At 68.9% G+C, this 23,214-nt stretch carries 30 protein-coding genes and 3 tRNA genes; 12 read left to right on the top strand and 21 right to left on the bottom strand.

Annotated elements, in window-relative coordinates:
• Window positions 1-239: 239 nt before the first annotated feature.
• Window positions 240-1,148 (top strand): PspA/IM30 family protein, encoded by a 909-nt coding sequence (locus GRS48_RS07430; protein ID WP_159485117.1) that lies wholly within the window; start codon window positions 240-242, stop codon window positions 1,146-1,148.
• Window positions 1,149-1,212: 64 nt separating this feature from the next.
• Here the strand turns inward: GRS48_RS07430 and GRS48_RS07425 are convergent, their stop codons facing one another.
• The 5 genes from GRS48_RS07425 to GRS48_RS07405 form a co-directional block, all read right to left on the bottom strand.
• Complete coding sequence (locus tag GRS48_RS07425) at window positions 1,213-2,250, bottom strand: dipeptide epimerase (protein ID WP_159485115.1); 1,038 nt, start codon at window positions 2,248-2,250, stop codon at window positions 1,213-1,215.
• The gene (locus GRS48_RS07420) at window positions 2,247-3,302 is read right to left on the bottom strand and encodes a DUF1611 domain-containing protein (protein WP_159485113.1); all 1,056 of its coding nucleotides are present in this window, start codon (window positions 3,300-3,302) and stop codon (window positions 2,247-2,249) included. Before GRS48_RS07420 ends, GRS48_RS07425 begins: the two co-directional genes overlap by 4 nt.
• Window positions 3,303-3,416: 114 nt before the next feature.
• Window positions 3,417-3,734: a DUF5785 family protein gene (locus GRS48_RS07415; protein WP_159485111.1), complete on the bottom strand. Its 318-nt coding sequence runs from the start codon at window positions 3,732-3,734 to the stop codon at window positions 3,417-3,419.
• Window positions 3,735-3,917: 183 nt separating this feature from the next.
• Complete coding sequence (locus GRS48_RS07410) at window positions 3,918-4,223, bottom strand: hypothetical protein (protein ID WP_159485109.1); 306 nt, start codon at window positions 4,221-4,223, stop codon at window positions 3,918-3,920.
• Window positions 4,220-5,257 carry an Mrp/NBP35 family ATP-binding protein gene (locus tag GRS48_RS07405; protein ID WP_159485105.1) on the bottom strand — a complete coding sequence of 346 codons (1,038 nt, stop codon included), beginning with the start codon at window positions 5,255-5,257 and terminating at the stop codon, window positions 4,220-4,222. Before GRS48_RS07405 ends, GRS48_RS07410 begins: the two co-directional genes overlap by 4 nt.
• A 198-nt stretch (window positions 5,258-5,455) precedes the next feature.
• Between GRS48_RS07405 and GRS48_RS07400 the strand changes: the two genes are divergently transcribed.
• Together GRS48_RS07400 and GRS48_RS07395 are read left to right on the top strand one after the other, a co-directional pair.
• On the top strand, window positions 5,456-5,605 hold the full coding sequence (locus tag GRS48_RS07400) for a hypothetical protein (protein ID WP_159485103.1): 150 nt from the start codon (window positions 5,456-5,458) through the stop codon (window positions 5,603-5,605).
• Window positions 5,598-6,608, top strand: a complete 1,011-nt coding sequence (locus GRS48_RS07395) for a response regulator (RefSeq protein WP_159485099.1) — start codon at window positions 5,598-5,600, stop codon at window positions 6,606-6,608. The genes GRS48_RS07400 and GRS48_RS07395 overlap by 8 nt, the downstream gene beginning before the upstream one ends.
• A gap of 12 nt (window positions 6,609-6,620) precedes the next feature.
• Here the strand turns inward: GRS48_RS07395 and GRS48_RS07390 are convergent, their stop codons facing one another.
• The 16 genes from GRS48_RS07390 to GRS48_RS07315 all read right to left on the bottom strand — a co-directional run bounded on the left by GRS48_RS07390 (window position 6,621) and on the right by GRS48_RS07315 (window position 15,951).
• Window positions 6,621-7,409, bottom strand: coding sequence for an isopentenyl phosphate kinase (locus GRS48_RS07390; protein WP_159485097.1), 789 nt, complete (start codon window positions 7,407-7,409; stop codon window positions 6,621-6,623).
• Window positions 7,409-8,425 (bottom strand): mevalonate kinase, encoded by a 1,017-nt coding sequence (mvk, locus tag GRS48_RS07385; protein WP_159485095.1) that lies wholly within the window; start codon window positions 8,423-8,425, stop codon window positions 7,409-7,411. Before mvk ends, GRS48_RS07390 begins: the two co-directional genes overlap by 1 nt.
• Before the next feature lie 460 nt (window positions 8,426-8,885).
• Window positions 8,886-9,692 (bottom strand): 30S ribosomal protein S2, encoded by an 807-nt coding sequence (gene rpsB / locus GRS48_RS07380; protein ID WP_159485093.1) that lies wholly within the window; start codon window positions 9,690-9,692, stop codon window positions 8,886-8,888.
• A 16-nt stretch (window positions 9,693-9,708) separates the two neighbouring features.
• A complete protein-coding gene (gene eno / locus GRS48_RS07375; protein WP_159485091.1) occupies window positions 9,709-10,911 on the bottom strand; it encodes a phosphopyruvate hydratase in 1,203 nt (400 codons plus the stop codon).
• Window positions 10,911-11,090 carry a DNA-directed RNA polymerase subunit K gene (locus tag GRS48_RS07370; protein ID WP_159485088.1) on the bottom strand — a complete coding sequence of 60 codons (180 nt, stop codon included), beginning with the start codon at window positions 11,088-11,090 and terminating at the stop codon, window positions 10,911-10,913. The genes eno and GRS48_RS07370 overlap by 1 nt, the downstream gene beginning before the upstream one ends.
• Window positions 11,091-11,092: 2 nt before the next feature.
• Window positions 11,093-11,287, bottom strand: coding sequence for a DNA-directed RNA polymerase subunit N (locus GRS48_RS07365; protein ID WP_159485083.1), 195 nt, complete (start codon window positions 11,285-11,287; stop codon window positions 11,093-11,095).
• 12 nt (window positions 11,288-11,299) lie between these two features.
• A complete protein-coding gene (locus tag GRS48_RS07360) occupies window positions 11,300-11,698 on the bottom strand; it encodes a 30S ribosomal protein S9 (RefSeq protein WP_159485081.1) in 399 nt (132 codons plus the stop codon).
• Window positions 11,692-12,141, bottom strand: coding sequence for a 50S ribosomal protein L13 (locus GRS48_RS07355; RefSeq protein ID WP_159485079.1), 450 nt, complete (start codon window positions 12,139-12,141; stop codon window positions 11,692-11,694). Before GRS48_RS07355 ends, GRS48_RS07360 begins: the two co-directional genes overlap by 7 nt.
• Window positions 12,138-12,491: a 50S ribosomal protein L18e gene (locus GRS48_RS07350; protein WP_159485077.1), complete on the bottom strand. Its 354-nt coding sequence runs from the start codon at window positions 12,489-12,491 to the stop codon at window positions 12,138-12,140. Before GRS48_RS07350 ends, GRS48_RS07355 begins: the two co-directional genes overlap by 4 nt.
• Before the next feature lie 39 nt (window positions 12,492-12,530).
• Window positions 12,531-12,615, bottom strand: a tRNA-Leu gene (locus GRS48_RS07345).
• Window positions 12,616-12,755: 140 nt separating this feature from the next.
• Entirely contained in the window at window positions 12,756-13,508 is a 753-nt protein-coding gene (locus GRS48_RS07340) for a DNA-directed RNA polymerase subunit D (RefSeq protein WP_159485075.1), read from the bottom strand.
• A gap of 1 nt (window position 13,509) precedes the next feature.
• Entirely contained in the window at window positions 13,510-13,899 is a 390-nt protein-coding gene (locus GRS48_RS07335) for a 30S ribosomal protein S11 (RefSeq protein ID WP_159485073.1), read from the bottom strand.
• Between the two features lie 6 nt (window positions 13,900-13,905).
• Entirely contained in the window at window positions 13,906-14,433 is a 528-nt protein-coding gene (locus GRS48_RS07330; RefSeq protein WP_159485071.1) for a 30S ribosomal protein S4, read from the bottom strand.
• Window positions 14,430-14,954, bottom strand: coding sequence for a 30S ribosomal protein S13 (locus GRS48_RS07325; protein ID WP_159485069.1), 525 nt, complete (start codon window positions 14,952-14,954; stop codon window positions 14,430-14,432). The genes GRS48_RS07330 and GRS48_RS07325 overlap by 4 nt, the downstream gene beginning before the upstream one ends.
• 57 nt (window positions 14,955-15,011) lie before the next feature.
• Window positions 15,012-15,097, bottom strand: a tRNA-Ser gene (locus GRS48_RS07320).
• Between the two features lie 158 nt (window positions 15,098-15,255).
• Window positions 15,256-15,951: a hypothetical protein gene (locus tag GRS48_RS07315; RefSeq protein ID WP_159485066.1), complete on the bottom strand. Its 696-nt coding sequence runs from the start codon at window positions 15,949-15,951 to the stop codon at window positions 15,256-15,258.
• Window positions 15,952-16,053: 102 nt separating this feature from the next.
• On the opposite strand from GRS48_RS07315, the gene GRS48_RS07310 reads away from it, so the two are divergent.
• The 9 genes from GRS48_RS07310 (at window position 16,054) to dhaM (ending at window position 23,175) form a co-directional block, all read left to right on the top strand.
• The gene (locus GRS48_RS07310; protein WP_159485064.1) at window positions 16,054-17,094 is read left to right on the top strand and encodes a zinc-binding dehydrogenase; all 1,041 of its coding nucleotides are present in this window, start codon (window positions 16,054-16,056) and stop codon (window positions 17,092-17,094) included.
• Entirely contained in the window at window positions 17,084-17,416 is a 333-nt protein-coding gene (locus tag GRS48_RS07305) for a hypothetical protein (protein ID WP_321168342.1), read from the top strand. Before GRS48_RS07310 ends, GRS48_RS07305 begins: the two co-directional genes overlap by 11 nt.
• Window positions 17,417-17,537: 121 nt before the next feature.
• Complete coding sequence (cmk, locus tag GRS48_RS07300; RefSeq protein WP_159485062.1) at window positions 17,538-18,116, top strand: (d)CMP kinase; 579 nt, start codon at window positions 17,538-17,540, stop codon at window positions 18,114-18,116.
• A 28-nt stretch (window positions 18,117-18,144) separates the two neighbouring features.
• Window positions 18,145-19,212, top strand: a complete 1,068-nt coding sequence (locus GRS48_RS07295; RefSeq protein ID WP_159485060.1) for an RNA-guided pseudouridylation complex pseudouridine synthase subunit Cbf5 — start codon at window positions 18,145-18,147, stop codon at window positions 19,210-19,212.
• Between the two features lie 23 nt (window positions 19,213-19,235).
• Window positions 19,236-20,357: a succinylglutamate desuccinylase/aspartoacylase family protein gene (locus GRS48_RS07290; protein ID WP_159485058.1), complete on the top strand. Its 1,122-nt coding sequence runs from the start codon at window positions 19,236-19,238 to the stop codon at window positions 20,355-20,357.
• A gap of 101 nt (window positions 20,358-20,458) precedes the next feature.
• Window positions 20,459-20,529, top strand: a tRNA-Pro gene (locus GRS48_RS07285).
• Window positions 20,530-21,071: 542 nt separating this feature from the next.
• Window positions 21,072-22,070 carry a dihydroxyacetone kinase subunit DhaK gene (gene dhaK / locus GRS48_RS07280; protein WP_159485056.1) on the top strand — a complete coding sequence of 333 codons (999 nt, stop codon included), beginning with the start codon at window positions 21,072-21,074 and terminating at the stop codon, window positions 22,068-22,070.
• Window positions 22,067-22,795 (top strand): dihydroxyacetone kinase subunit DhaL, encoded by a 729-nt coding sequence (dhaL, locus tag GRS48_RS07275; RefSeq protein ID WP_159485054.1) that lies wholly within the window; start codon window positions 22,067-22,069, stop codon window positions 22,793-22,795. The genes dhaK and dhaL overlap by 4 nt, the downstream gene beginning before the upstream one ends.
• Window positions 22,795-23,175 (top strand): dihydroxyacetone kinase phosphoryl donor subunit DhaM, encoded by a 381-nt coding sequence (gene dhaM / locus GRS48_RS07270; RefSeq protein ID WP_159485052.1) that lies wholly within the window; start codon window positions 22,795-22,797, stop codon window positions 23,173-23,175. Before dhaL ends, dhaM begins: the two co-directional genes overlap by 1 nt.
• The last annotated feature ends 39 nt before the right edge of the window (window positions 23,176-23,214 follow it).

Here is a 23,214-nt window from a genome sequence, read left to right as displayed (position 1 = left end):
CAATTCTCTCCGCTCATCGAGAGCGAATCCCCTCCGCGTACGTCGATTATGTTTACTTGCACGATAGTAAACACTCAGCATCCTCGTCACGCAGGGACGCCACCGTCCGCCGACCACGCCTCTGGACGGATCACCCTCCTCGGACAGGGGCCCTCGTCCGGGTCGCCCGGTGGTCGACCGCGTGGGGGGTCGTAGACGAACCGCATGAGGTTTTAACGGGTGGGGCGTGTATGGCGCGTATGGGAATCCTCTCTCGCGCCTCCTACGTCATCCGCTCGAAACTGAACGCCCTCCTCAATCGGGCGGAGGACCCGACGGAGACGCTCGACTACTCGTACGAACAGATGCGCGACGAGCTCCAGGACGTCAAACAGGGGATCGCCGACCTCACGACCCAGAAGAAGCGGCTGGAGATCCAGAAACGGAAGCTCGAGGAGAACGTCGAGAAGCACAACCGGCAGGCTCGCGAGGCAGTCCAGCAGGACCGCGACGACCTCGCGCGCAAGGCTCTCGAAAAGAAGAAGTCGAAGATGGCGCAGATCGAGGAGCTTGAGGGCCAGATCGCCGATCTGAACCACACCCAAGAGCAGCTCGTCGAAAAGAAGAACACCCTCCAGGGGCGGATCGAGGAGTTCCGCACCAAAAAGGAGACGATGAAGGCCCGCTACGAGGCCGCGGAGGCTTCCTCGCGCGTCTCCGAGGCGATGACCGGCGTCGGCGACGAGATGGAGGACGTCTCCCGGTCCATCGAGCGCGCCGAGGAGCGCACCGAGGAGATGGAGGCGCGCGCGGAGGCGATGGACGAGCTCCAGGACTCCGGCGCGTTCGAGGACGCGCTCTCGGACAAGGACGACATCGACCGCGAGCTCGATTCGCTCTCGACGGACAGCGAGGTCGACGCGGAACTGGAGACGCTCAAAGGCGAGCTCGGCAAAGGGACCGAGACGGCGGACACGGGGTCCGAGTCGACCGACGCGGAGATCGACGCCGAGCTCGACGAGATCGAAACGGAGATCGACGGCGCGGACCTCGAGGCGGAGCTCGAGGACGACATCGATGTGGGGGACGACGTCGATGTGGACGTCGACGCCGACGTGGAACTCGAGGAGTCGGAAGCGGAGGCGGACGCCGACGAACGACGGAACTGACCGAACGGTTGAACGGTCGAACGATCCGATCGGCCCTTAAAAAGGCGTTACGAGGCGGTCCGTCCTATTCTTCGGCGCCGGTCCCGCCCCGCTGTTGGTCGCCCAACCGAATACTCCCGCCCGAGAGGTCGACGCCGGTGAACGGGTCGTCCGCGAGCAACAGCGACCCGTCGAGATCGGCGTAATCGAGCAGCGGGGCCAGCTGTGCGCCCGCCGCGATCGACGCGTTCGACTCGATCATACAGCCGAGCATCACCTCCAGCCCGTGTGCGCGCGCGGTCGCGATCATCCGTCGGGCTTCGAGCAGTCCGCCGGTCTTCATCAGCTTCAGGTTCGCGATGTCACAGCGGTCGGCGATCGCGGGGATGTCCGAGAGCGTGACGCAGGACTCGTCGGCCGCGATCGGGAGCGCCGAGCGCTCGTAGGCGAACCGGAGCCCCTCGGGGTCCTCGGCGGGCACCGGCTGCTCGATGAACTCGACGCCGTAGTCGGCGAGCCACTCGCTGTTGACGACGGTCTCGCGGGGCGTCCACGCCTCGTTGGCGTCGATCCGGAGCGTCGCGTCGGGGGCGGCGTCCCGAACGGCCTCGACGAGCTCGCGGTCCCGGTCCGTTCCGAGCTTGATCTTCAGGATCGGGTAGCCCGCCTCCGCCGCGGCCGCCGCCTTCTCGTGGACCCGTTCGGTCGTGTCGAGACCGATGGTGTACGAGGAGTCCGGGACCGCCGACGCGTCGAGCCCCCACATCCGGTACAGCGGGACGCCGAGGCGTTTCGCGGCCAGGTCGTGAACCGCGATGGAGACCGCACAGCGCGCGGCGGGGTTGTCGTGGACGACCGACTCCATTCGGGACTCGATCTCGTACAGCGCGTGCGGGTCGCCGACCTCCTCGACGACGTCGAGGAGGTCCGGGAGCACGGCGGCGACGGTGTCGGCCGTTTCGCCGTAGTGTGCGGCGGGCCCCGCGCCGCCGATCCCGGTCATCCCCCCGTCGTCGGTCACCCGAACGATCAGGTTCTCGGCGGCGGTCTGGGTCCCTCGCGAGATCGTGAACGGCTGGTCGAGATCGAGCGACACGCGCTCGAAGGACGCCTCGAGGCTCATCGGTTCATCACCGTCTCGGCGATCGCGTCGGCGATCGCGCCCGCGCCGTCGCGGACGGGGTCCGCCGCCGGGACGCCGACGGCCTCGCCGTACTCCGCGACCGTGTCCGCGGCCGCGCCGTCGTCGGCGATGTCCTTCGTGTTCAACGCGCCGGCGACGATCTCGGCCTCGTGGACCGGTGCGGACAGGTCCTCGTAGAGGTCGACGTACGCCGACAGCGACGGGAGCGGGAACGACTCGTAGCCGTTGATGGCGTCGCGCCCCGCCGCGTGACAGAGGACGAGCCCGTCCGCCATCGCGCCGTGGAGGATCCCGCACGTCACCGCGGAGTAGGCCGGGTGGACGATGCTGCCCTGCCCCTCGACGACGAGCAGGTCGTGTTCGTCGCCGAGCTCGAGGATCATTTCCTCGACCGCGCCGGCGGTGAAATCGGAGATGACGCGGTCGATGGGGTTGCCCCAGCCCGCGATCATGATCCCGGTCTGTCCCGTTGGGACGAACGCGGCGTCGATCCCGCGCTCGCGCGCCGCGTCGACGATCTCGAGCGACGCCGTCATCTTCCCGACGGAGCAGTCGGTCCCGACGGTGAGCACGACGTCCGCGTCGACGTCGCCGGACGACCCCGTCGCGACCGTGAGGTCGTCGTGTGGCTCCCGGACGTCGCGGAGCGTCACGCCGTGTTCGTCCGCGAGCGACGCGAGGTCCTCGTCCTCGTTCAGGAAGTAGTGCAGCCCGCTGACGACGTCACAGCCCGCCTCGATCGCGTCCCGCACGTCGTCGCGCCACGACTCCTCGAACCCGCCGCCGATCGGGGCGATACCGATATATAAGGCGTCGACCTCGCCGTCGGCGGCCTCGTACGCGTCGGCGAACGTGCCGGCGATCGGCGCGTCGTCGACGTCGGGGACGTGGTCGTGAACGCGGTCGCCGGCGGTGTCGCGGTCGAGAACCGCACGAACCTCCTGGTCGCCGTATCGCATCACTCCGAGGGCGGTCTTCGCGCCGTCCGGGAACTTCTCGTGTGCCAGAATGACGATCCGCTCGTGGTCCATGCCCGGTCGGTTACCCCCCGTCCGACTTAAAAGGGAGGGGGTCGGCGCGGGCTGCCGGCATCGCCCGCCGGCAACGCCGAACGGGCCGCGTTCGTGGGAGGGTCGACCCCTCGATTACGCCGATCCGTCGACGAACGCGTCGGCCCCCTCGTAGAACCAGTAGCCGCCCTCGCGCATCGCGCGACCGAGCTCCTGGTGGAACTCGACGAAGTCGTCGAACTCCGCTTGGTCGACGTACTCGAAGATCTCCGCGACGGAGACGACCGTCTCGTAGTCGATCCGAACGGGGTGATCGCCGAACTGCTCGACGTAGTCGGCCGACCGGAGCGGGAAGTCCTCCTCCTCGTCTATCTTCTTCGCGAGCACGGCGTGGCCGTACTGCCGTCTGCCCTCGCTCCCCTGCTCGCCGTCGGGGTCGTGTGGCCAGTCCATACGCCGCGTTGGCCCGGACTCGGGATAGTCGTTACGCTCGCCGCGGGCGGGGCGGCGTGTAACCCGTCGCGTCGCGACGGCGACCGTCGCCCGATGGTGGCCACGCCATCGGTGCCCCACTCACACCGTCGGTGCCCTACCCACGCCGTCGACGCCGACGTATCGTGAGCCGGAGGTGACCGACTACCGCCGCAGCCCACCCCGTTCTTTGACCTGCATGATGTGTCTGACGTTGCGGTAGATCTCCTCCGGGGAGGTGTCCTCGCCGGGGTCGTACAGGTCCGACACCCGGTACACGACCGCCGCGAGCTGTTTGCTTTCGGACGTCTCCCCGCGGACGTCGTCGGCGACCCCGCGAAGGAACTCGCGGACCTCGTCGTCGTCCGCCTGCTCGACCGCGTCGATCGCCTGCTCAGCCGCGTCGCCGTCCGCGCTTCCGGCTTCGTCGTCGGCGTTCGCGAGCGCGTCGCCGGCGTCACCGACCGTCATCGTCCGTCGCCCACCCCGCGTCGGCGGACGACGCCCGCGTTGTTCGCGACGTTCTCGACGATGACCCGGAACGCGTCCGCGGTGTCGCCCTCGCCCAACACGATCGGGTCGCCGCCGTCGCCCCCCGTCCGAACCGCGGGGTCGAGCGGGACGCCCCCGAGGAAGGGGAGCTCGTGCTCGGCGGCCATCGCCTTGCCGCCGCCGGAGCCGAATATCTCGTGGAACCCGCCGCAGTCCGGACACTTGAACCCCGACATGTTCTCGGCGATCCCCAACACGTTCGTGTCGTGTTTGCCGAACATCCGCAACCCCTTCACCGCGTCGTCGAGCGCGACCTCCTGGGGCGTCGTGACGATCACGGCCCCCGTCAGCGGCAGGGTCTGCAGGATGGTGAGTTGGGTGTCCCCGGTGCCCGGCGGGAGGTCCATCACGAGGTAATCGAGCGAGCCCCACTCGACGTCCTCGACGAGCTGGGTGATGATCTTGTGGACCATCGGCCCGCGCCAGATCACCGGGTCGTCCTCGCCGGTGAGGAAGTCCATGCTCATCAGCTTCACCCCGTACCGCTCGGGCGGGACGATCGACTCGCCGTCGGTGCGGGGGCGCTCCTCGGCGGCGACCATCCGCGGGACGTTCGGGCCGTACACGTCGGCGTCGAACAGCCCGACGCGAGCGCCGAGCGCCGACAGGCCGGCGGCGATGTTCACCGACATCGTCGACTTCCCGACGCCGCCCTTTCCGGACGCGACCGCGATGACGTTCTTCACGCCGGGGAGCACCTGATCGGCCGGCGAGAGGTCCGTGGGGATCCGCGCCGACAGGTCCGCCGTCAGCCCCGCGTCGTCCAGGACCGATCGGACGTCGTCGGCGATCCCCGTCTCGTGTGGCGCGTAGGGCGCGCCGAGCGCGAGCGAGACGCGCGCCGTGTCGCCGTCGAGTTCGACGTCGTTCACCAGTCCGAGCGACACGATATCGTCCCCGAGGTCCGGGTCGTGAACGTCCCGGAGGAGGTCCCGCACGTCGGCTTCGTTCATAGTCGAACGGAGTGCGGTGATCCGAATAAGGGTTCTGTACGCGGCGGTCGCCCGTCGGGCCAAGGATCTCCATCACCGAACCGCGGCGGAAACCCGGAACCCTCCCCCAGGACCCCTCCGATCGCGAGCCACGGTGGAAACGCGGGGCCCGCGATCGCGATGACGAGGAGTCCCGTCCCCGACCGTGGGGGTTTTTACGTGGACGTCGACGACTGGCTGCCGAACATGGCCGCCGTCGTCCACGTATCGACCGGGTACGATCGATGGCAGCGGGGGCCCCGTTGGAACCGCGAGCACGGCGAGACGGATCGGCGACGCGACCGCCGACGCAGGTGGTTCGATGCGTGACGGGAACCGACGCGCTTCCGAGACGGGGGCGGGAGCGACGACGGGCTCGTCGTATCCGTCGGACGGCCCGTCGTCGGAGAGCGCTTCGGACGGTCAGTTGGGGTCGGAGCGCTCCCCGGAGGGGATCCGGCTGCTCCACGTCGAGGACGACGAGGCGTTCGCCGCCCTCACGACGACGTATCTCTCCCGGCTCGCGCCCGGGATCGACTGTGTCTCCGCCTCGACCCTCTCGGAGGCACGGGGGCGACTCGAGGGAGAGTCCTTCGACGCGATCGTCAGCGACCACGACCTGCCGGACGGAACCGGGATCGAGTTCCTTCGTGACGTCCGTGACGACGACCCGAGCCGCTCGTGTACCGACCCGAACCTCCCGTTTATCCTGTTTACGGGGAAAGGAAGCGAGGAGGTCGCGAGCGAGGCCATCTCCGCGGGCGTGACCGACTATCTCCAGAAGCGTGGCGGCGCGGACCAGTACGCGGTGCTCGTCAACCGCGTCCACAACGCGGTGGACCGGCATCGGCTCGAGCGACAGGTCGACCGGAGCCTCGCGGCGTTGGAGACCGCGAGCGAGCCGATCGGGATCCTCGACGAGGAGGGCGTCTATCTGTTCGCCAACGCGGCGTACGCCGGCGTCTACGGGCTTCGACCGAACGACCTCGTCGGGACACACTGGTCCCGGCTCTACCCGTCAGACGAGATCGACCGGTTCACCGACAGGATCCTGCCGCGGGTCGTCGACGACGGCCACTGGACCGGTGAGGCGACGGGCGTACGGGTCGACGGCACTCCCGTCCGCGAGCGGCTCGCGCTCACCCACACGAGCGGCGGCGGACACGTCTGTGTCATCCGTGAGGCCGATCCGGCCGTAAATTCCGATCGAGAAGGGTCGGGGACGGTGAGCGAAGAGTCGGAGGGGTCGGGAGCGGAGGGAGGAAGCTCGGAAGAGCCGGAGAAGGAGAGAGGTGAGTCGGAAGGATCAGGGACCGAAGAGTCCGGGACCTGACGCGGGGCGACGTCACCCGATCCGAGTTCCGGGGTCCTCACCGCGGAGGAACCGTTCCAACCCGTCGGCACCGAACACGGACGCCGGCGCGTCGAGCGCGAGGAGTTCGCGGACCTTCGCCGCCATCCCCCCGGAGACGTCCGTCGCGTCGCTCCCCCCCAACACCGCGGCGACGTCCTCGAACGCGTCGATCGAGGGGATCACCTCGCCGTCCTCGTCGAGCACGCCCGGGACGGTCGAACAGACGCCCACCCGGTCGGCGTCCAGTCCCGATGCGAGCTCGACGACGATCTCGTCGCCGGAGACGACGGTGACGCCCTCGCCGGCCGTCGCGACGCCGTCGCCGTGAAGCACCGGGACGAACCCCTCCGCCAGGAGGGTCGCCGCCGACCCCGTTGGGAGCGACAGCGTGCCGTCGGGGCCGTCGCGGCGGGCGGATACCGAGAGCGGATGGACGGGGACCGCCGGCACGCCCCGATCGTGGAGCCTGGAGAGGACGAACCGGTTGAGCGTCGTCATCGCGCCGTGGACGTCCATGACCGCGCCGGCGTCGTGGGTCCCCGTCGTGGTCGAGATCCCGTGTTCGCTCGCCTGATGGTGTCCGAAGCTCCCGCCGCCGTGGACGACGACGAGCCCGCCGACGGAGCCGTCCGCGAGCGCGGCGGCGATCGCGTCGCAGGCGGCCGCCAACGCGGGGCCGTCGAGCGTCTCCGGACGGTCCTTCTCCGTGATGAGGCTCCCGCCGAGTTTCACGACGACCGGACCGGCCGACGATCCGTCGCTCGCGTTCGCCCCCGCCATCACGCCCCCTCCACGCGCACGCCCTCCGTCGCCAGCTCCGCGCGGAACGCGTCCTCACAGCCCTGAGTGAACGAGAGCGCCGTCTCCGTCTCGTCGGTCGGGTCGAGCGCAACGACACACCCGCCGCCGCCGGCGCCCGTGAGCTTCGCGCCGTGTGCGCCGGCGTCGCGTGCGGCCCACACCATCGTGTCGAGCGACCGGGCCGAGACGCCGAGCGCGGAGAGGAGCCCGTGGTTGAAGTCCATCAGTTCGCCGAGGTCCTCGAGCAGCTCCCGCTGCGGATCGGCCCCGGGAACCGCGTCGGCGAGGAGTCGCTCGCCTTCGCGGACGACGTCGCCGATCGATCGAACGGTGTCGGCGGCGAAGCGGTACTCCTCTTTTAAGGCTCGGACGCCGGCGACGAGCTCGCCGGTGTCGCCGGCCCCGCCGTCGAACCCGACGACGAACGGGAGGTTCGGGGCGTCGATCGGCTCGCAGTCGTCCCCCTCCACGCGCACGGCCCCGCCCATCGTGGAGCAGAACGTGTCGGCCCTGGACGCCTGGCCGTCCTGTACCTCGAACTCCGCCCGATAGGCGCGGTCGGCGAGCTCGCGGCGGTCGATCGGTTCCCCGAGCGCACGCGTCGCGGCGTCGATCCCCGCGACGACGACAGCCGCCGACGACCCGAGCCCCGCGCCGAGCGGGATCTCGCTCTCGATGGTGATGTCGAAGCCGGCGTCGGGGCGATCCGCGGCCGCCCGCGCCTGTCTGACCGCGGCATCGACGTACCCCATCGCGGCCTCGACCAGCGGCGTCGGGACGTCGACGTCCGGCCGGTCTCCGGTTCCTCCCGTGTACTCGACGGTGAACCCGTCCAGCGAGAGGTCGGTCGCCTCGACGCGGACGTGGTCGTCCGCGCGCGGTTCGGCACTGACCGTGGCTCGGCGCTCGATCGCCGCCGGAACCGCGGGCTCGCCGTACACGACGGCGTGTTCGCCGAAGAGGTACACCTTCCCCGGCGCGCTACAGACGGTCATACCCCTCACCTCTCCCCGCGGGCTTACAGGCGTTGCGTTTGGCGGCGGCTCGGGAGCGGTCGACGTGCGTGCCGAGGATGACACCTCCCGGGAAGTTTATGTTCACCGGGTGCGGACGTGCATGTAGTGGTGGACCCGTCGGCGGTCGGCGGACGTCACCCTGGGGAACTGGGGAATGGACGCGTCCCCGCGTCTCTCGACCCGAGCGGGCCGGGGAAACCCGCTCGGATCTCCGTTTCGTTTCGATCGTCGAGCGACAGCGCTCGCTTCCGCCTTCCCCTCTCGCTTCCGTCCTCCCCCTCTCGCTTTCGCCTTCGCCCGCTCGCCTCCGTCTTCCATCGCCGATCACGACGCTGACGACTGTTCTCGACGATAGGGGCTCAGATCCCGACGAACCGAGCCGCCGGCTCGGGGGACGATCCGATAAAAAACGCGACGGTCGAACTCGAGTAACGCCCGTCTACAGCTCGTCCTCGAAATCGTCGAGGGCGAAGACGGTGTCGGTACCGCGGCGGTCGAGCGTCTCGTTGGCGAGCAGCCAGTAGACGACCGACAGCGCGCGTCGACCCTTGTTGTTCGTCGGGATGACGAGGTCGACGTTCGACAGCTGGTTGTTCGAGTCACACATCGCGATCACGGGGATACCGACCGTGATCGCCTCCTTGACGGCCTGTGCGTCGCCGATGGGGTCCGTCACCACGACAACGTCCGGCTCGATGTAGCCGGCGTAATCGGGGTTCGTCAGCGTCCCCGGGATGAAGCGGCCGGTCCGGGCGCGGGCCCCGATGGCGTCCGCGAACTTCTCGGCGGGGAAGCGGCCGTACTGTCGCGAGGAGGTCACGAGGACCTGCTCGGGGTTGTAGTTCGACAGGAAGTCCGCGGCCGTACGGATCCGACTGTCGGTCTCGCTCACGTCGAGCACGTAGAGCCCGTCGTCGCGGACACGGTGGATGAACCGCTCCATGTCCTTCGTCTTCTGCTGGGTCCCGATATGGACACCCGCGCTCAGGTAGTCCTCGACGGGGATCAGCAGGTCGACGTCGTCGTCGGGCATGACGTCGTCGTCGAACGGCGACGCCTCCTCGGCGTCCTCCGCGTCGACGTCTTCCGCCTCGACGCCCTCCGGTTCGGCTTCGGCGGACGCCTCGTCGGCGGCCGCGTCGGCGGTCGGTTCCTCGGTCGTGTCGGCCTCCTCCTCGACTGGCGCGTCGACCGCCTCGGTCTCAGCGTTCTCGTCGAGTTCGACCGCGTCGTTGTCTTCCGTCATACGTGATGTGCGTCCGTCATACCGCGTCGTCCGCGATGCGGATCAGTTCGTTCAGCTTGGCGGTTCGCTCGCCCCCGACCGTTCCCGTCTTGATGTAGGCGGCGTCGGTCGCGACGGCGAGGTGTGCGATGGTCGTGTCCTCCGTCTCGCCGGAGCGATGGGAGATAACACACTCCATGTCGTTCCGGTGAGCCAGCTCGACCGCGTCGAACGCGTCCGAGAGCGTCCCGATCTGGTTCGGCTTGATCAGGATGCTGTTGGCCGCGCCGACGTCGATCCCTTCCTGGAGCCGCTCGACGTTCGTGACGAACAGGTCGTCACCACAGACCAGCGTCCGGTCGCCCACCCGGTCGGTGAGCTCGGCGAACGCCTCGTAGTCGTTCTCGTCGAGCGGGTCCTCGACGTACGCGAGGTCGTACTCGTCGACGAGGTCGGCGATGTACGCGACCTGCTCGTCGGTCGAGCGGGTCTCGTCGCCGTAGACGTACGCGTCCTGCTCGTCGTCGTACAGCTCCGCGGCCGCGACGTCGAGCCCGAAGCGGACCTCGAAGCCCACCTCCGCCTCGACGCGGTCGACCGCCTCCTCGACGACCTCGAACGCCTCCGCGTCCGAGATCGGCGGGGCCCACGCGCCTTCGTCGCCCTTCCCCGCCGGGACGCCGCGTTCGTCGAGCACGTCACCGACCGCCGCGTGGACCGCGGCGTTCGCGAAGACGGCCTCCGAAACGCTCGGCGCGCCGACCGGCGCGGCGAGGAACTCCTGGATGTGGGTCGCCTCCTTGGCGTGCTCCCCGCCGCCGACGACGTTGCCGAGCGGCACGGGGAAGTTCTCCCCGCGGAACGCGCCGCCGAGGTGCTGGTACAGCGGTGCGCCGAGCACGTCAGCGCCGGCCTTCGCCGCCGCCATCGATATCGAGACCGCGCTGTTCGCGCCGATCTCCGAGAAGTCGTCCGTGCCGTCGGCCGCGCGCAACGCGCCGTCGACCTCCCGCTGGTCGCCGGCGAACAGCCCTTGGAGCCGCGGCACCGCGTGCTCCCGGGCCGCCGCGATCGCCTCGTTCGCCGGCAGCTCGAGCGCCTCGAACTCGCCGGTGGACGCGCCGCTCGGTGCCGCCGCGCGGCCGAAGCCGCCGGACTCCGTGAGCACGTCGGCCTCGACGGTGGGGTTCCCCCGAGAGTCGAGGATCCGGCGGAGCGAAACGGACGTGATCCGGGTCATCAGTTCGTCTCCCTCCGGACGGTGAACGGAAGCGCCCCCGCGTCGTACTCCTCTGCGGCGACGAGGATCGGCTCCGTCTGGTTCGTCTCGATCAGCACGGGTGCCCCGTACGACACCTGTAGCGCCCGTGCGCCGAGGATTCGGGCTTTCTCGTATCGGTTGTAGCGCTGGCCTGACATGGTCACTGGTACGGGGAGACGACGTCGACGAGGTCGCGGTGCGACACCATCATCCGCCGGCAGCAGTGTCGGTCCACGCCGAGCTCGTCGAGGACCGCCCCGGGGTCCTCGTCGCCCTCGCGGGTACGCTCGCGGAACTCCTCCCAGTGTTCACCCACGACGTTGCCGCACGTGAAACACCGGACGGGGATCATCATAGCGAGATCACCTCAGCGGTACGATTTCTGGTAGCGGGCACGCGCGCCGGGTCCGCCCCACTTCTTGGGTTCGGACTGGCGGACGTCGTTGACCAGCAGCGTGCGGTCGAAGCTCATGTACGCGTCGCGCAGCTCGGCGTCGCCGAGGTGCTGGACCAGCCCGCGGGCGATGGCGGTGCGGGCCGCGTCGGCCTGGCCGCTGAAGCCGCCGCCGCTCACGCTGACGTCGATGTCGACCCCGTCGCGGAGGTCGTCGCCGGCGATACGGAACGGCTCCAACATCTTGAGGCGTGCCTGCTCCGGTTCGACCAGCTCGACGGGCTGGGAGTTGATGCGAACGCGACCGTCGCCCTCACGCACGGTGGCGCGGGCGACGGCCGTCTTCTTCTTGCCTGAGGTGTTGGTTACCATGTGACGTTAGCTCCCAAGGACTCGGAGACCTCCCCGAGCGAGGTGAACTTGATGTTCGAGAGCCGATCGAGCGACGTGCCGTCGAGAACGACCGACTCGACGTCCTCGTCGCGCTCGTAGGGGTTGCCCACGTAGACGCGAACGTTCGAGAACGCCTCGCGACCGTCCTTCGACTTGTACGGCAGCATGCCGCGGATCGCGCGCTTGAAGATGCGGTCCGGGCGCTTCGGGTAGTAGGGGCCGCTGTCGGAGCCGAGGTTGGCTCGGGTGTGGTACGTCTCCATCGTGGCCTCCTCGTTACCCGTGATGACCGCGCGCTCGGCGTTGACGACGGCGACCGTTTCGCCGGCGAGCGCCTTTTGGGCGACTTCCGAGGAGACGCGACCGAGGATGCAGTCACGGGCGTCGACGACGACGTCCGCGTCGTAGTCGGCGACGCTCATCGGATCACCCGTACGTTCCCGCCGTCGGGGTTGCGTTCAACGAACTGTTCGAGCGTCACCGCCTCCCCCGCCTGGTCGATCTTCGTTCGGGCCGTTCCCGAGAAGTCGACGGCGGCGACGGTAACGTTCTTTTCGAGCACACCGCTGCCCAGCACCTTGCCGGGGACGACGACCGTCTCGTCTTCCTGAGCGTACCGCTCGATGCGACCCAGGTTGACCTCAGCGTGCGTGCGCCGTGGCTTTTCGAGTCGGTCGGCGACGTCCTGCCAGATGTTGGCACCGGACGAGCGCGACGCCGACTTCAGCTCGGCGATGAGGTTCTGTAGTTTCGGATTCGTCTTGCTACTCATAGCTGTCCCTCCTGTGTGGAGAGTTCCTGAAAAACGGAGTGCAGGGAGCAGGATTTGAACCTGCGGACCTCTACAGGACAGCGCCCTGAACGCTGCGCCGTTGGCCTGACTTGGCTATCCCTGCGTGCACTCCTTCGTAATCCGCCTCCCTTCAAACCACTTTCGGTCCCGCCGTCGCCCCCGGCCGATCGGCTCGGCGTCCCGCCATCGCTGGCGAGCGGGGCTGTGGTCGGGTCGGTGGTGGTTCGAAGGGTGGACATTACGCTATACCGCGACTTTCGTTCGTAGTTCGTCCGCGCGCTCCTCGATGGAGTCGATCGCGCGGAGCAGCAGTTCGTCGACGGTGAACGACCCGTCCGTCTCGATGTGGAAGACGAACGCGCCGGGGACGTCCTCGACGCGCACTTCCTTGCCGGGATACTTCTTCGAGAGGTCGTTGTCGAACTCGTCGGTGACGACGATCTCGCCGTCGGGCGTCTCGATCACGCCGCGGAGGATCCGCGGCTCGTCCTCGTCGAACTCGCCGAGGTCGCCCTCGACGGTGACACGCTGGAGGTGACGGTAGCCGACGGAGACGCCGCCCTGGTGTTTGGCGTGCTCCTTGCCGGTGTCGAGCACCGCGTCGGCCTCGAACTCCAGCCGCTGTCCCTCCTTCAGGTCGACGATCGGGACGTTCTTGTCGGCGGTCTCGACCATCGGCTCTGCGCTCTCGATGTCGCCGGAGTACGCCGCTCCCGGCCCTTCGACGTCGAGTGCGAGGGTGACTTCGTCACCGATCTCGAACTCGTCGACCGGCGTCGTCAGGGGGATGAGCCCCAGACGGAGGCCGATCATCTCGTCGAACATCACCGAGGAGTTCTCGACGAACCGGGCGGTGTCGATCGAGAACGTCGGAACGTCCGCGATCATCGCACGGCGGATCCCGTTGGCGAACGCCGGCGTGAGCCCGCGGATCAGCACCCGGGCGCTCCGGTCGTCTCGTTCGACGTACTCCACGTCGAAATCGGCGTCAGTCATGTTAGACTCGCTTGTTCTTCGGTGCCTTCGTCCCGTCGTGCGGGATGGGCGTGACGTCCTCGATCCGACCGATCTCGACGCCCGCACGCGAGAGCGCGCGGATCGTCGCCTGTGCGCCGGGACCGGTGGACTTGTTGAGGTTACCGCCGGGGCCGCGCACGCGGACGTGTACGCCCTCCAGGCCGGCTTCCTTCACGCGCTCGGCGACGACGTCGGCCATCTGCATGGCCGCGTACGGCGACGCCTCGTCACGGTTCTGTTTCACCACGGTGCCGCCGGACGACTTGGCGATCGTCTCGGCACCCGTCTCGTCGGTGACCGTGATGAGCGTGTTGTTGAACGATGCGTACACGTGGGCGATGCCCCACTTGCCGTCCTCTGATTGGCTCATGATTGGTTACTCCTGTGACTCCGCGCGCTCGGGGTGGAGATCGTCCGCGAGCGGGCTCGTCTCGTCGAAGGCGACCGCGCCCTCGTCGCTCACGTCCATCTTCACCGACGGGCGCGTGACTCGCGCACCGTCGACGGTGATGTGTCCGTGGACGATGAACTGGCGGGCCTGCTGTGCCGAGGACGCGAAGCCCTGCCGGTACGCGATCGTCTGGAGACGGCGCTCGAGCAGGTCGGTCACGTCGAGCGACAGGACCGCCGAGATGTCGTCGTTGTCGCCCAAGATGCCGATGCGGCGGAGCCGTGCGACGAACTCCCCGCCGGCTTCCTGTGCGAGATCGACGTCACCCTGTGCCTCGCCGAGCAGGCGTCGCGCCTCGCGGCGCATCCGTCGCAGCTCGGACTGGGCACGCCACAGCTCCTCCTTGTTCTGAAGGCCGTATCGCCCGAGGAGGTCGGACTCCTCGGCGATGCGCTCGCCCTGGTAGGGGTGGTTCGGCGTCTCGTAGCCTTTGGTGTTCTTGCCGGTGCTCATTCGTCCTCACCCGCTGCTTCTTCCTCGGCCATCTCCTCGCGGATCTCCTCGACGTTGACGCCGATGGTCCCCTCGGTACGACCGGTGGACTTCGTGCGCTGACCGCGGACCTTCTGTCCGCGCTTGTGACGGACCCCTTTGTACGATTCGATCTGCTTCATCCGGTTGATGTCGTGACGGGTCTTCTCGTTGACGTCCGTGCCGACGAGGTGTGCCGTCTCACCGCTGAAGAAGTCGTTCTGTCGGTTCGTCATCCACGACGGGACGTGGTCCTCGAGGTTCTCGACGACGTCGACGACGGTCTGGATGTCGTCCTCGTCGAGCAGCCCGAACGTGGCGCTTCGGTCCACGTCGGCTTCCTCGGCGACCAGCCGCGCCATGCGCGTGCCGATGCCGTTGAGTTCTGACAGGCTTCGCTCGACCGTCTTCGTCCCGTCGAGGTCCGCGCCCCCGATCCGAACGAAGTACTGGAGGTCTTCCTCCTCCTCCGGCGAGCCGTCCTGTGGTTCTTCCGTGCTCATGTATTGGTTGTGGTGAGCCCTACCGGCGCGAATCCGGCGGTACTCGGTCCGTTCGAGCGTTACGGCGGGGATTCGAACCCCGGAGGCAGTGACGCCACAGAGTTAGCAACCCTGCGCCTTGGGCCAGACTTGGCTACCGTAACCCGCGTTGTATCATCGCCCTTGCGGACTCGGGACCCGGTGCCCCTGCAGTTCGTGCATGCGAACAAACCCGGTTTCGATACTTAAACGTCACGGAAGCCGCGGCGGGATGCGTCGAATTCACACAGCCCCCACGGCGTCGCCGTTCCGACCGCCGACGCTATCGGCTCCACCAGCGTCGCCAGATCCCCCGGTCGACACGGGGATCCGGGGACTCGGCCGCCGCGAGCTCCCGCCGAGCACGCGTTCGAAGCCGGAGGTTCGACGCACCCGCCAGAACCATCGACAGCGTGACGGCGACGTACGCGCCCGGAACGACCGCCACTGGGATCCACTCGGGTCCCGTGCTGACGGCCGCCATGGCGGACGGGTACGCGCCGACGAGGAACGCGACGTACACCCCGAACGCGACCAGGTATATCCCGACGGCACACGCGACTTGCGGGAGCGAGCGCCAGACGCTGCCGCCATCCGGTCGCGTCCAGTCGGTCAGCGTGATCGGACTGAACGCTCGGGTCCAGTCGAACCGTTCGACGCCGTGTTCGGTCGCGATCCGGTCCTCGATCCGACAGCACTGCCAGTGGCGGTAGTGGACGTGGTTCGTCTCCTGCATGTGGAGGAGGAACACCACCGCGACGATCGGCGGCACGAACGCGAAGAGCCACTCGGTTTCGCTCCTGAGCGCGTAGCCCGCGACCGCCGCCAACAGGACCATACTGGCGACGATCCGTCGGTGCGACTGTCGTTTGTGGGCACGGACGTCCGCCTGCAGGCTCTCCCACTGCCTGACGAGCGCCTCGAGCTCGTCGGCCCGATCGACCCCCGGTCCTTCCTCCGTCTCCGACTCCCCGTTCATCGTTCTCGGATCGGCTTCAGCACCACGACGAAGAATAATAAAACCTCGCCGCCGCCGTCCGCTTGCCGTACTGTTTTGTGGGCTCCCGCGGTTGGATCACGTATGAAGGCCGTTCAGTTCGCCGCCCACGGCGACCGAGACGTGATCGAGTACGGCGAGTTCCCCGACCCGGAGCCCGCCGCCGACGAGGTCCTCGTCGACGTGAAGGCCGGCGCGTTGAACCACCTCGACGTCTGGACCCGGCGCGGGCTCCCCGGGATCGACCTCGAGATGCCACACGTCCCCGGCAGCGACGCCGCGGGCGTCGTCGAGGCCGTCGGCGACGACGTCGCCCGATTCGAGCCCGGCGACCGCGTCGCCGTCAGCGCCGGCGTCTCCTGCGGGACGTGTGAGTTCTGTCGCGACGGCGAGGAGTCGCTGTGCGTCTCCTTCCGCATCATCGGCGAGCACCTGCCCGGCGTCCACTCGGAGCTGGCGGCGGTCCCGGCCGACAACCTCGTTCCCGTCCCCGCGGGGGTCGAGTGGGAGGTCGCCGGCTCCGTCTCGCTCGTCTTCCAGACCGCGTGGCGCATGCTTCACACGCGCGCGGACATCGAGGCTGGCGAGCGCGTGCTCGTCCTCGGCGCGTCGGGCGGGGTCGGCCACGCCGCGGTCCAGATCGCGGACCACGCCGGCTGTGAGGTGTTCGCGACCGCCTCGACCGAGGAGAAGCTCTCGCACGCGGCGGCGTGCGGGGCGGACCACGTCATCGACTACGAGGCCGACGACTTCGCCGCGGAGGTGGCGTCGCTGACCGGTCGCCGCGGCGTCGACGTCGTCGTCGATCACGTCGGGGCCGCCACGTATCCCGACTCGTTACAGGCGTTGGCGAAGGGCGGCCGGCTCGTCACCTGTGGCGCGACCACCGGGCCGAACCCCGGGGCCGGACTCAACCGCATCTTCTGGAACCAGCTGTCCGTGCTCGGCTCCACGATGGCGACCCCCGGCGAGGTCGACGACGTCCTCGAACTCGTCTGGGATGGCACCTTCGAGCCGCGGATCCGGGAGACGCTCCCCATGAGCGAGGCGGCGCGCGCCCACGAGCTGCTCGAGAACCGTGAGGGCTTTGGTAAGGTAGTCGTGATCCCAGACAGTGAGCGCTGAACCAGACGCCGACGGCGGATACGTCCACACCCCGGACGGAACCGACGACACCGACCCACGGGAGGGAGAGACGCCCCGATCCGCGGGCGACGGTGCCGACGAGCTCGAGGCGGACGGCTTCGGCCGGAAGGGGTGGGCGCTGACCGCCGCGCTGTTCACGTGCGTGTTGGTGATCCCGGGGATCATCTACGTGTACCCGTACGCCGCCGGGTCGTTCGGGCTCACGTTCTTCGGGACGTACCTGGTGCTCCCGCTGATCCCCGCGGTCCTGCTCGGGCTCATCGCCGTCTGGGCGATGAGCGCCGCGACGGCCGACCGGTAGCGACACGAGCGGCGCGACCGCTTCGACCTCGTAACCGACACGGGCCGCGTCGACCCCGCGAACGGGTCACACGGCCCTCACGAACGGCAACCGTTTTCACCGGCAGCGACGCAGTACCGATATGTTGATCACCGTCTCCGGCCCGCCGGGCAGCGGGAAGAGCACGAACGCCGCGGGCCTCGCGGAGGCGCTCGGGCTCGACCACGTCTCGGGGGGCGACATCTTCCGTGAGATGGCCGCCGAGCGCGACATGACGCCCGTCGAGTTCAACGAGTACGCCGAGGACGACGCCGACGTCGACCGCGACCTCGACCGCCGGCTCCACGAGATCGCGACGACCCGCGACGACCTCGTGTTGGAGTCCCGCCTCGCCGGCTGGCTCGCGGCCGACCACGCTGACCTCCGGCTCTGGTTCGACGCGCCCGTCGACGTCCGCGCCGAACGGATCGCCGAGCGCGAGGGGAAGCCGGTCGACCGTGCACGCGCGGAAACCGAGCGACGCGAGGCGTCCGAGCACAAACGCTACCTGGAGTACTACGACATCGACATCGGCGATCTCTCCATCTACGACGCCGCGTACAACACCGCCCGCTGGGGTCCCGAACGGTTCCTCGACGCGCTCGTGGCGACCGTGGAAGCGTACGACCCGGCCGACGACGAGGGGAAAGCCGCCGTCGTCGGAGTCACACACGACTTTTAAGCGGTCGGCGCGTCGCTCACGTATCCGAATGACTGACGAAACCGGTGACGGCCGCGACGCCGACGGAACCGCCGACACCGTCGGGGCTGCCGAGGCTGCTGACGCCGTCGAGGCTGTCGAGGCTGCCGACGCCGCTGGAGCTGCCGACCCCGTCGACCCCCTTCGCGCGCCGCCGGACGAGCGGTCGGTACCGGAACTCCTCCGGTTCGGCGTCGTCAACGTCGACAAACCCGCCGGGCCGTCCTCCCACCAGCTCTCGGCGTGGGTCCGGGACGCGATCAACGGGACGCTGGCGACGATCGACCCGGACGGCGACCGGATCGCCGGCGTCGCCCACGCGGGCACCCTCGACCCGAAGGTGACCGGCTGTCTCCCCACGTTGACGGGCTCCGCGACCCGCGCGGCACAGGTGTTCCTCGAGGGGACGAAGGAGTACGTCTCCGTGCTCGAACTCCACGCGGACGCGCCCGCGGACCTCGCGGCCGTCGTCGCCGGGTTCGAGGGGGAGATCTACCAGAAACCTCCCCGGAAGAGCGCCGTGAGCCGTCGCCTCCGGACGCGGACGATCCACGACCTCGATCTCCTCGAGGTCGAGGGGCGACAGGCGCTGCTCCGGATCCGGTGTGAGTCGGGCACGTACGTCCGCAAGCTCTGTCACGACGTCGGGCTCGCCGCGGGGATCGGCGCACACATGGGCCACCTCCGGCGGACCGCGACCGACCCGTTCGACGACGGCGACCTGCACACGCTACAGGACCTCACCGACGCGCTCGTCTGGGCCGAGGAGGGCGACGACGGCTTCCTCCGGGAGGTCGTTCGGCCCGCGGAGGACGCGCTCGTCCATCTCCCGTCGGTGACGATCGCTCCCTCCGCCGCCCGCAGCGTCGCCACCGGGGCTCCCGTCTACGCGCCGGGCGTGATCGACAGCGACGTCCGTCCGTCCGACTCCGACACCACGACCGGCCGCAACGGCAAGGACGCGCCCCTCGTCGCGTGTCACACCCCGGACGGCTCCGCGGTGTGTCTCGGGCGGCTCGTCGGCGACCCCGACGCGGAGGCCGGGACCGTCGTGTCGCTCGAACGCGTCCTTTTATAAGTAGCCCCGAAAACAGCCAGGGCATGGAGACGGAACTCGGCAGCGCGAGCGCCGCCCCGGGCGAGGTCGCCCGCGGCTGGTTCGACGTCGCGGACCTCCCGACGGGCACCCCCGAGCGGCTCCCGGTCGTCATCGTGAACGGCGCGGCTGAGGGGCCGACGCTGTGGCTGACCGGCGGCGTCCACGGCGACGAGGCGACGGGGGTCGCAGCGGTTCTGGACGCAGCCGATGCGTTCGGATCGATGCGATCCGACCTCGCGGGCACGGTCGTCGCCGTCCCGGTGGTGTCGCCCGCGGGCCTCCGGCGGAACGCCCGGCACACCTACTACGACGACGCCGACCCCAACCGCCACTTCCCGGACGCCGACGCGGAGTCGGCCCGGCCGCCGAAGCTCCAGGAGCGGATCGACGCCCGCCTGTATCGGGCGATCGTCGGCGAGGGAGAGGGCGAAGGCGTCGCGGCCGACGCTCTGATCGACTGTCACACCGCGGGGGTCGACAGCGAGCCCTTCGCGATCCGCGACCGCGTCCTGTACGGGGATCGGCGGACCGAGGCCGAGGCGACGGCGCTCGCGGACGACCTCGCGGCGATCGTCGACGCGTTCGGGTTCCCGACGCTCACCGAGTACCCGGCGGCCGAGTACGTCGAGGAGAACCTCCAGCGGTCGGCCGCGGGAGCGGTCCTCAACGAGGCGGGAATCCCCGCGTTCACCGCGGAGCTCGGCGCACACAGCGTGGTCGACGACCGGATCGCGGCGGCCGCGGTCGCCGGCACGGTCTCGGTCGCGGTGGCGCTCGGACTCCTCGACGCCACCGACGTCCCTTCGTCGGTCAGTGACGCGAGCGACCGTCTCGACCCCGCCCCCGTCGACCATCCGGTTCGACGATACCGCGGTCCGACCGCGGAGACCGCCGGGCTCGTCCGCCATCACGTCTCGGCGGGCGAGCCGTTCGTCGCGGGCGACACCCTCGCGACGGTCGTCTCGGCGACGGGGGAGCGCCGTGACGAGGTCACCGTCGACCACGACGGCTACGTGATCGCGCGGACGGAGGGACTCGCCGTCTACGAGGGCGACCCGATCGCGAGCCTCGCGGTGCGGGACGACGGGGACCTCGTGGTCCCGCGCGACGCGGCGGGCGACTGATGCCGGGACGACGAAACCGGGACACGCCGCCCCCGTCGATCCGTGGCGTCAGCGAAACGAAGTCCTTAATTACCGGACTCCCATCTGTCCGAGTGCAGCACGGGACCGTGGGGTAGTGGTATCCTCTGCGGATGGGGTCCGTAGGACCTGAGTTCGACTCTCAGCGGTCCCATCACTAAACGTTTGTTTCGATCCGAGATCCCCAGCTATTCGCAAGCGGACGGCAACTCCGGATCGTTAGCGGAGTCATCCGCTCCAACGGGGGTGACGCCACGTGTTGAGACTCCGTGAGAAACGTATCCGTCCACGTGTCTCAACTGTGAAACGCGGTTTTCGAGCGACTACCGACGGGGCCACGGTGACGACGACGCTCGCGTTCACCGATGCTCGGACTGCGACTCCCACATGCGGATCTGGAAGGGGAGCGCCGCCGAACTCGACGTGGATCGGCCGGACCCGACCGAAAATCCCGGTCGTCACGGTCCCCGCGCTGCGGAGTGGCGCGAATGACGTATCCCGATAGCGTGCGCCGTGGGATCCGACGGATCGAGGGGATGATGTGCAGCGAGCACGGCTCCGTCCCACTCCGGTCGCACTACGTCGCCGAGCAGGTCGTCGAGGCGCTGCAGGAGGTGCGCGAGGACGTGCGGAACGCGCTCGACGCCCGCAGCGCCACTATGTTTAATGTATCACGGACTGTCATAGTCATTGATTATGAAAAAGCTGATCAACGACCCGGACGACGTCGTCGACGAGATGCTCGACGGGATGACCGCAGCCTACCCCGAGCGACTCCGTCGTCTCCCTGAGACACAGGTACTCGTTCGCGACGACGGGCCCGTTGAGGGAAAGGTCGCGCTGGTCACGGGCGGTGGCAGCGGTCATGAACCGACTCACGCGGGCTTCGTCGGCGACGGGATGCTCGACGGGGCGGCCGCGGGCGGCGTCTTCTCCTCGCCGACGGCAGACGAGTTCGGGGCGTTGATCGACGCCTGCGACGCGGGCGACGGCGTCCTCGCGATCATCAAGAACTACGAAGGCGACGTGATGAACTTCGAGACCGCCATCGAACTCGCCGAGATGGAAGACGTCGAAATCGACAGCGTCGTCGTCGACGACGACGTGGCCGTCGAGGATTCGCTGTACACCTCCGGCCGGCGGGGCGTCTGTGGCACCATCCTCGTGCATAAGGCCGCCGGCGCGAAGGCTGCCGAAGGGGCTGAACTCTCGGAGGTCAAACGTGTGGCCCAGAACGTCATCGACAACGTCGGCACGATGGGGATGGCGCTCACCTCGTGTGTCACCCCCGAGAAGGGTGAACCCACCTTCGACCTCGGTGCGGACGAGATCGAGCTTGGCATCGGGATCCACGGTGAACCAGGGACCGAACGCACCGAGACCATGCCCGCCGACGACGTGACCGACGAGCTGACCGAGACCGTCCTCGACGACCTCGACGTCGATTCGGGACAGGAGGTGCTCACCATCGTCAACGGGATGGGGGGCACCCCGCAGATGGAGCTGTTCGTCGTCAACCGCCGGCTGCAAGAACTCCTCGGAGAGCGCGACATCGAGACGTGGGACGCGTGGGTCGGCGACTACATGACCTCCCTCGACATGGCAGGCGCGTCGATAACCGTCTGCGTCGTCGACGACGAGCTGAAAGAGCTGCTCGGCGCGCCCGCGGACACGCCGGCGCTGACCGTCCGATGACCGATGACGGCCGGGCCGCCGTCGCGGCGGTCGAGGCGGTCGCAAACCGTATCGAGCGCGAGCGGGACTACCTGACCCAGCTCGACTCCGCCATCGGCGACGCCGACCACGGCGGCAACATGGCTCGCGGCTGGGCGGCGGCGGCCGACGCCGCCCGCGACCTCGACGATCCCGACGCACAGACCGTCGCGAAGACGGTCGGAAAGACGCTCATGTCCAAGGTCGGTGGGGCGTCCGGCCCCCTCTTCGGCGGCTCGCTCGTGTTCGCAAGCGTCGAACTCGACGACGGAGTCACTGCGGAGAGCGCCGTCGCCTTCGCCGAGACGTACCTGGAAAAGGTCAAGGACCGCGGCGACGCACGCGTCGGCGATCAGACGATGGTCGACGCGCTCACCCCGGCTGTCCACACCTTCAAGAAGTCGATCGAGACGGACAGCCGTCCGGCGCTGGAGGCCCTCGCGAAGGCCGTCGACGCGGCCGAGCGCGGCGTCGCGTTCACCGTCCCGATCCGCGCGCGAAAGGGGCGCGCTTCCTACCTCGGCTGGCGCTCCGTGGGCCATCAAGACCCCGGCGCGACGAGCACGCTGTTCATTCTAGAGGAGCTGCTCGCAGTCGCCGCTGACCAGCTCGACAGCGAGGTGCCGGACGTCGACGCGACCTCGCCGACGATCCCGGACGAAGCGGGGACAGACGAAGGGACGACGCCCGAACCGGAGGAGGACTGATGGTCGGGCTCGTCGTGGTTTCACACAGCGAGCGGGCCGCCGAGGGAATCGCCGAGATCGCCGCAGAGATGGCTGGTGACACGGTAATCGAACCGGTCGGCGGCGACGGAGACGGTGGGATCGGCACCGTTCCCGACGCGATCGAGAACGCGATCGTCGCCGCCGCCGACGCCGACGGAGCCGTGGTACTCGTCGACCTCGGCAGCGCCGTGATGAACGCCGACGTCGCGATCGAGATGAGCAACGCGGAGGCGGTCATCGCCGACGCGCCGGTGCTCGAGGGTGCGGTCAACGCGGCCGTCGCCGCCACCGATCCGTCCGCCACGCTGGATTCCGTCCGCGAGGAGGCCGAAGCGGCCCGCGAGATAGAGAAGCTGTAGCTCGCGAGACCCGAATCCAGTCGCAGTCGGTGCCGACCA

It is taken from the genome of Halorubrum sp. JWXQ-INN 858 (assembly GCF_009806985.1).
Classification (GTDB): domain Archaea; phylum Halobacteriota; class Halobacteria; order Halobacteriales; family Haloferacaceae; genus Halorubrum.
The sequence above is the reverse complement of the archived record's forward strand: the minus strand, read 5'-3'. Positions and strand labels throughout refer to the sequence as shown.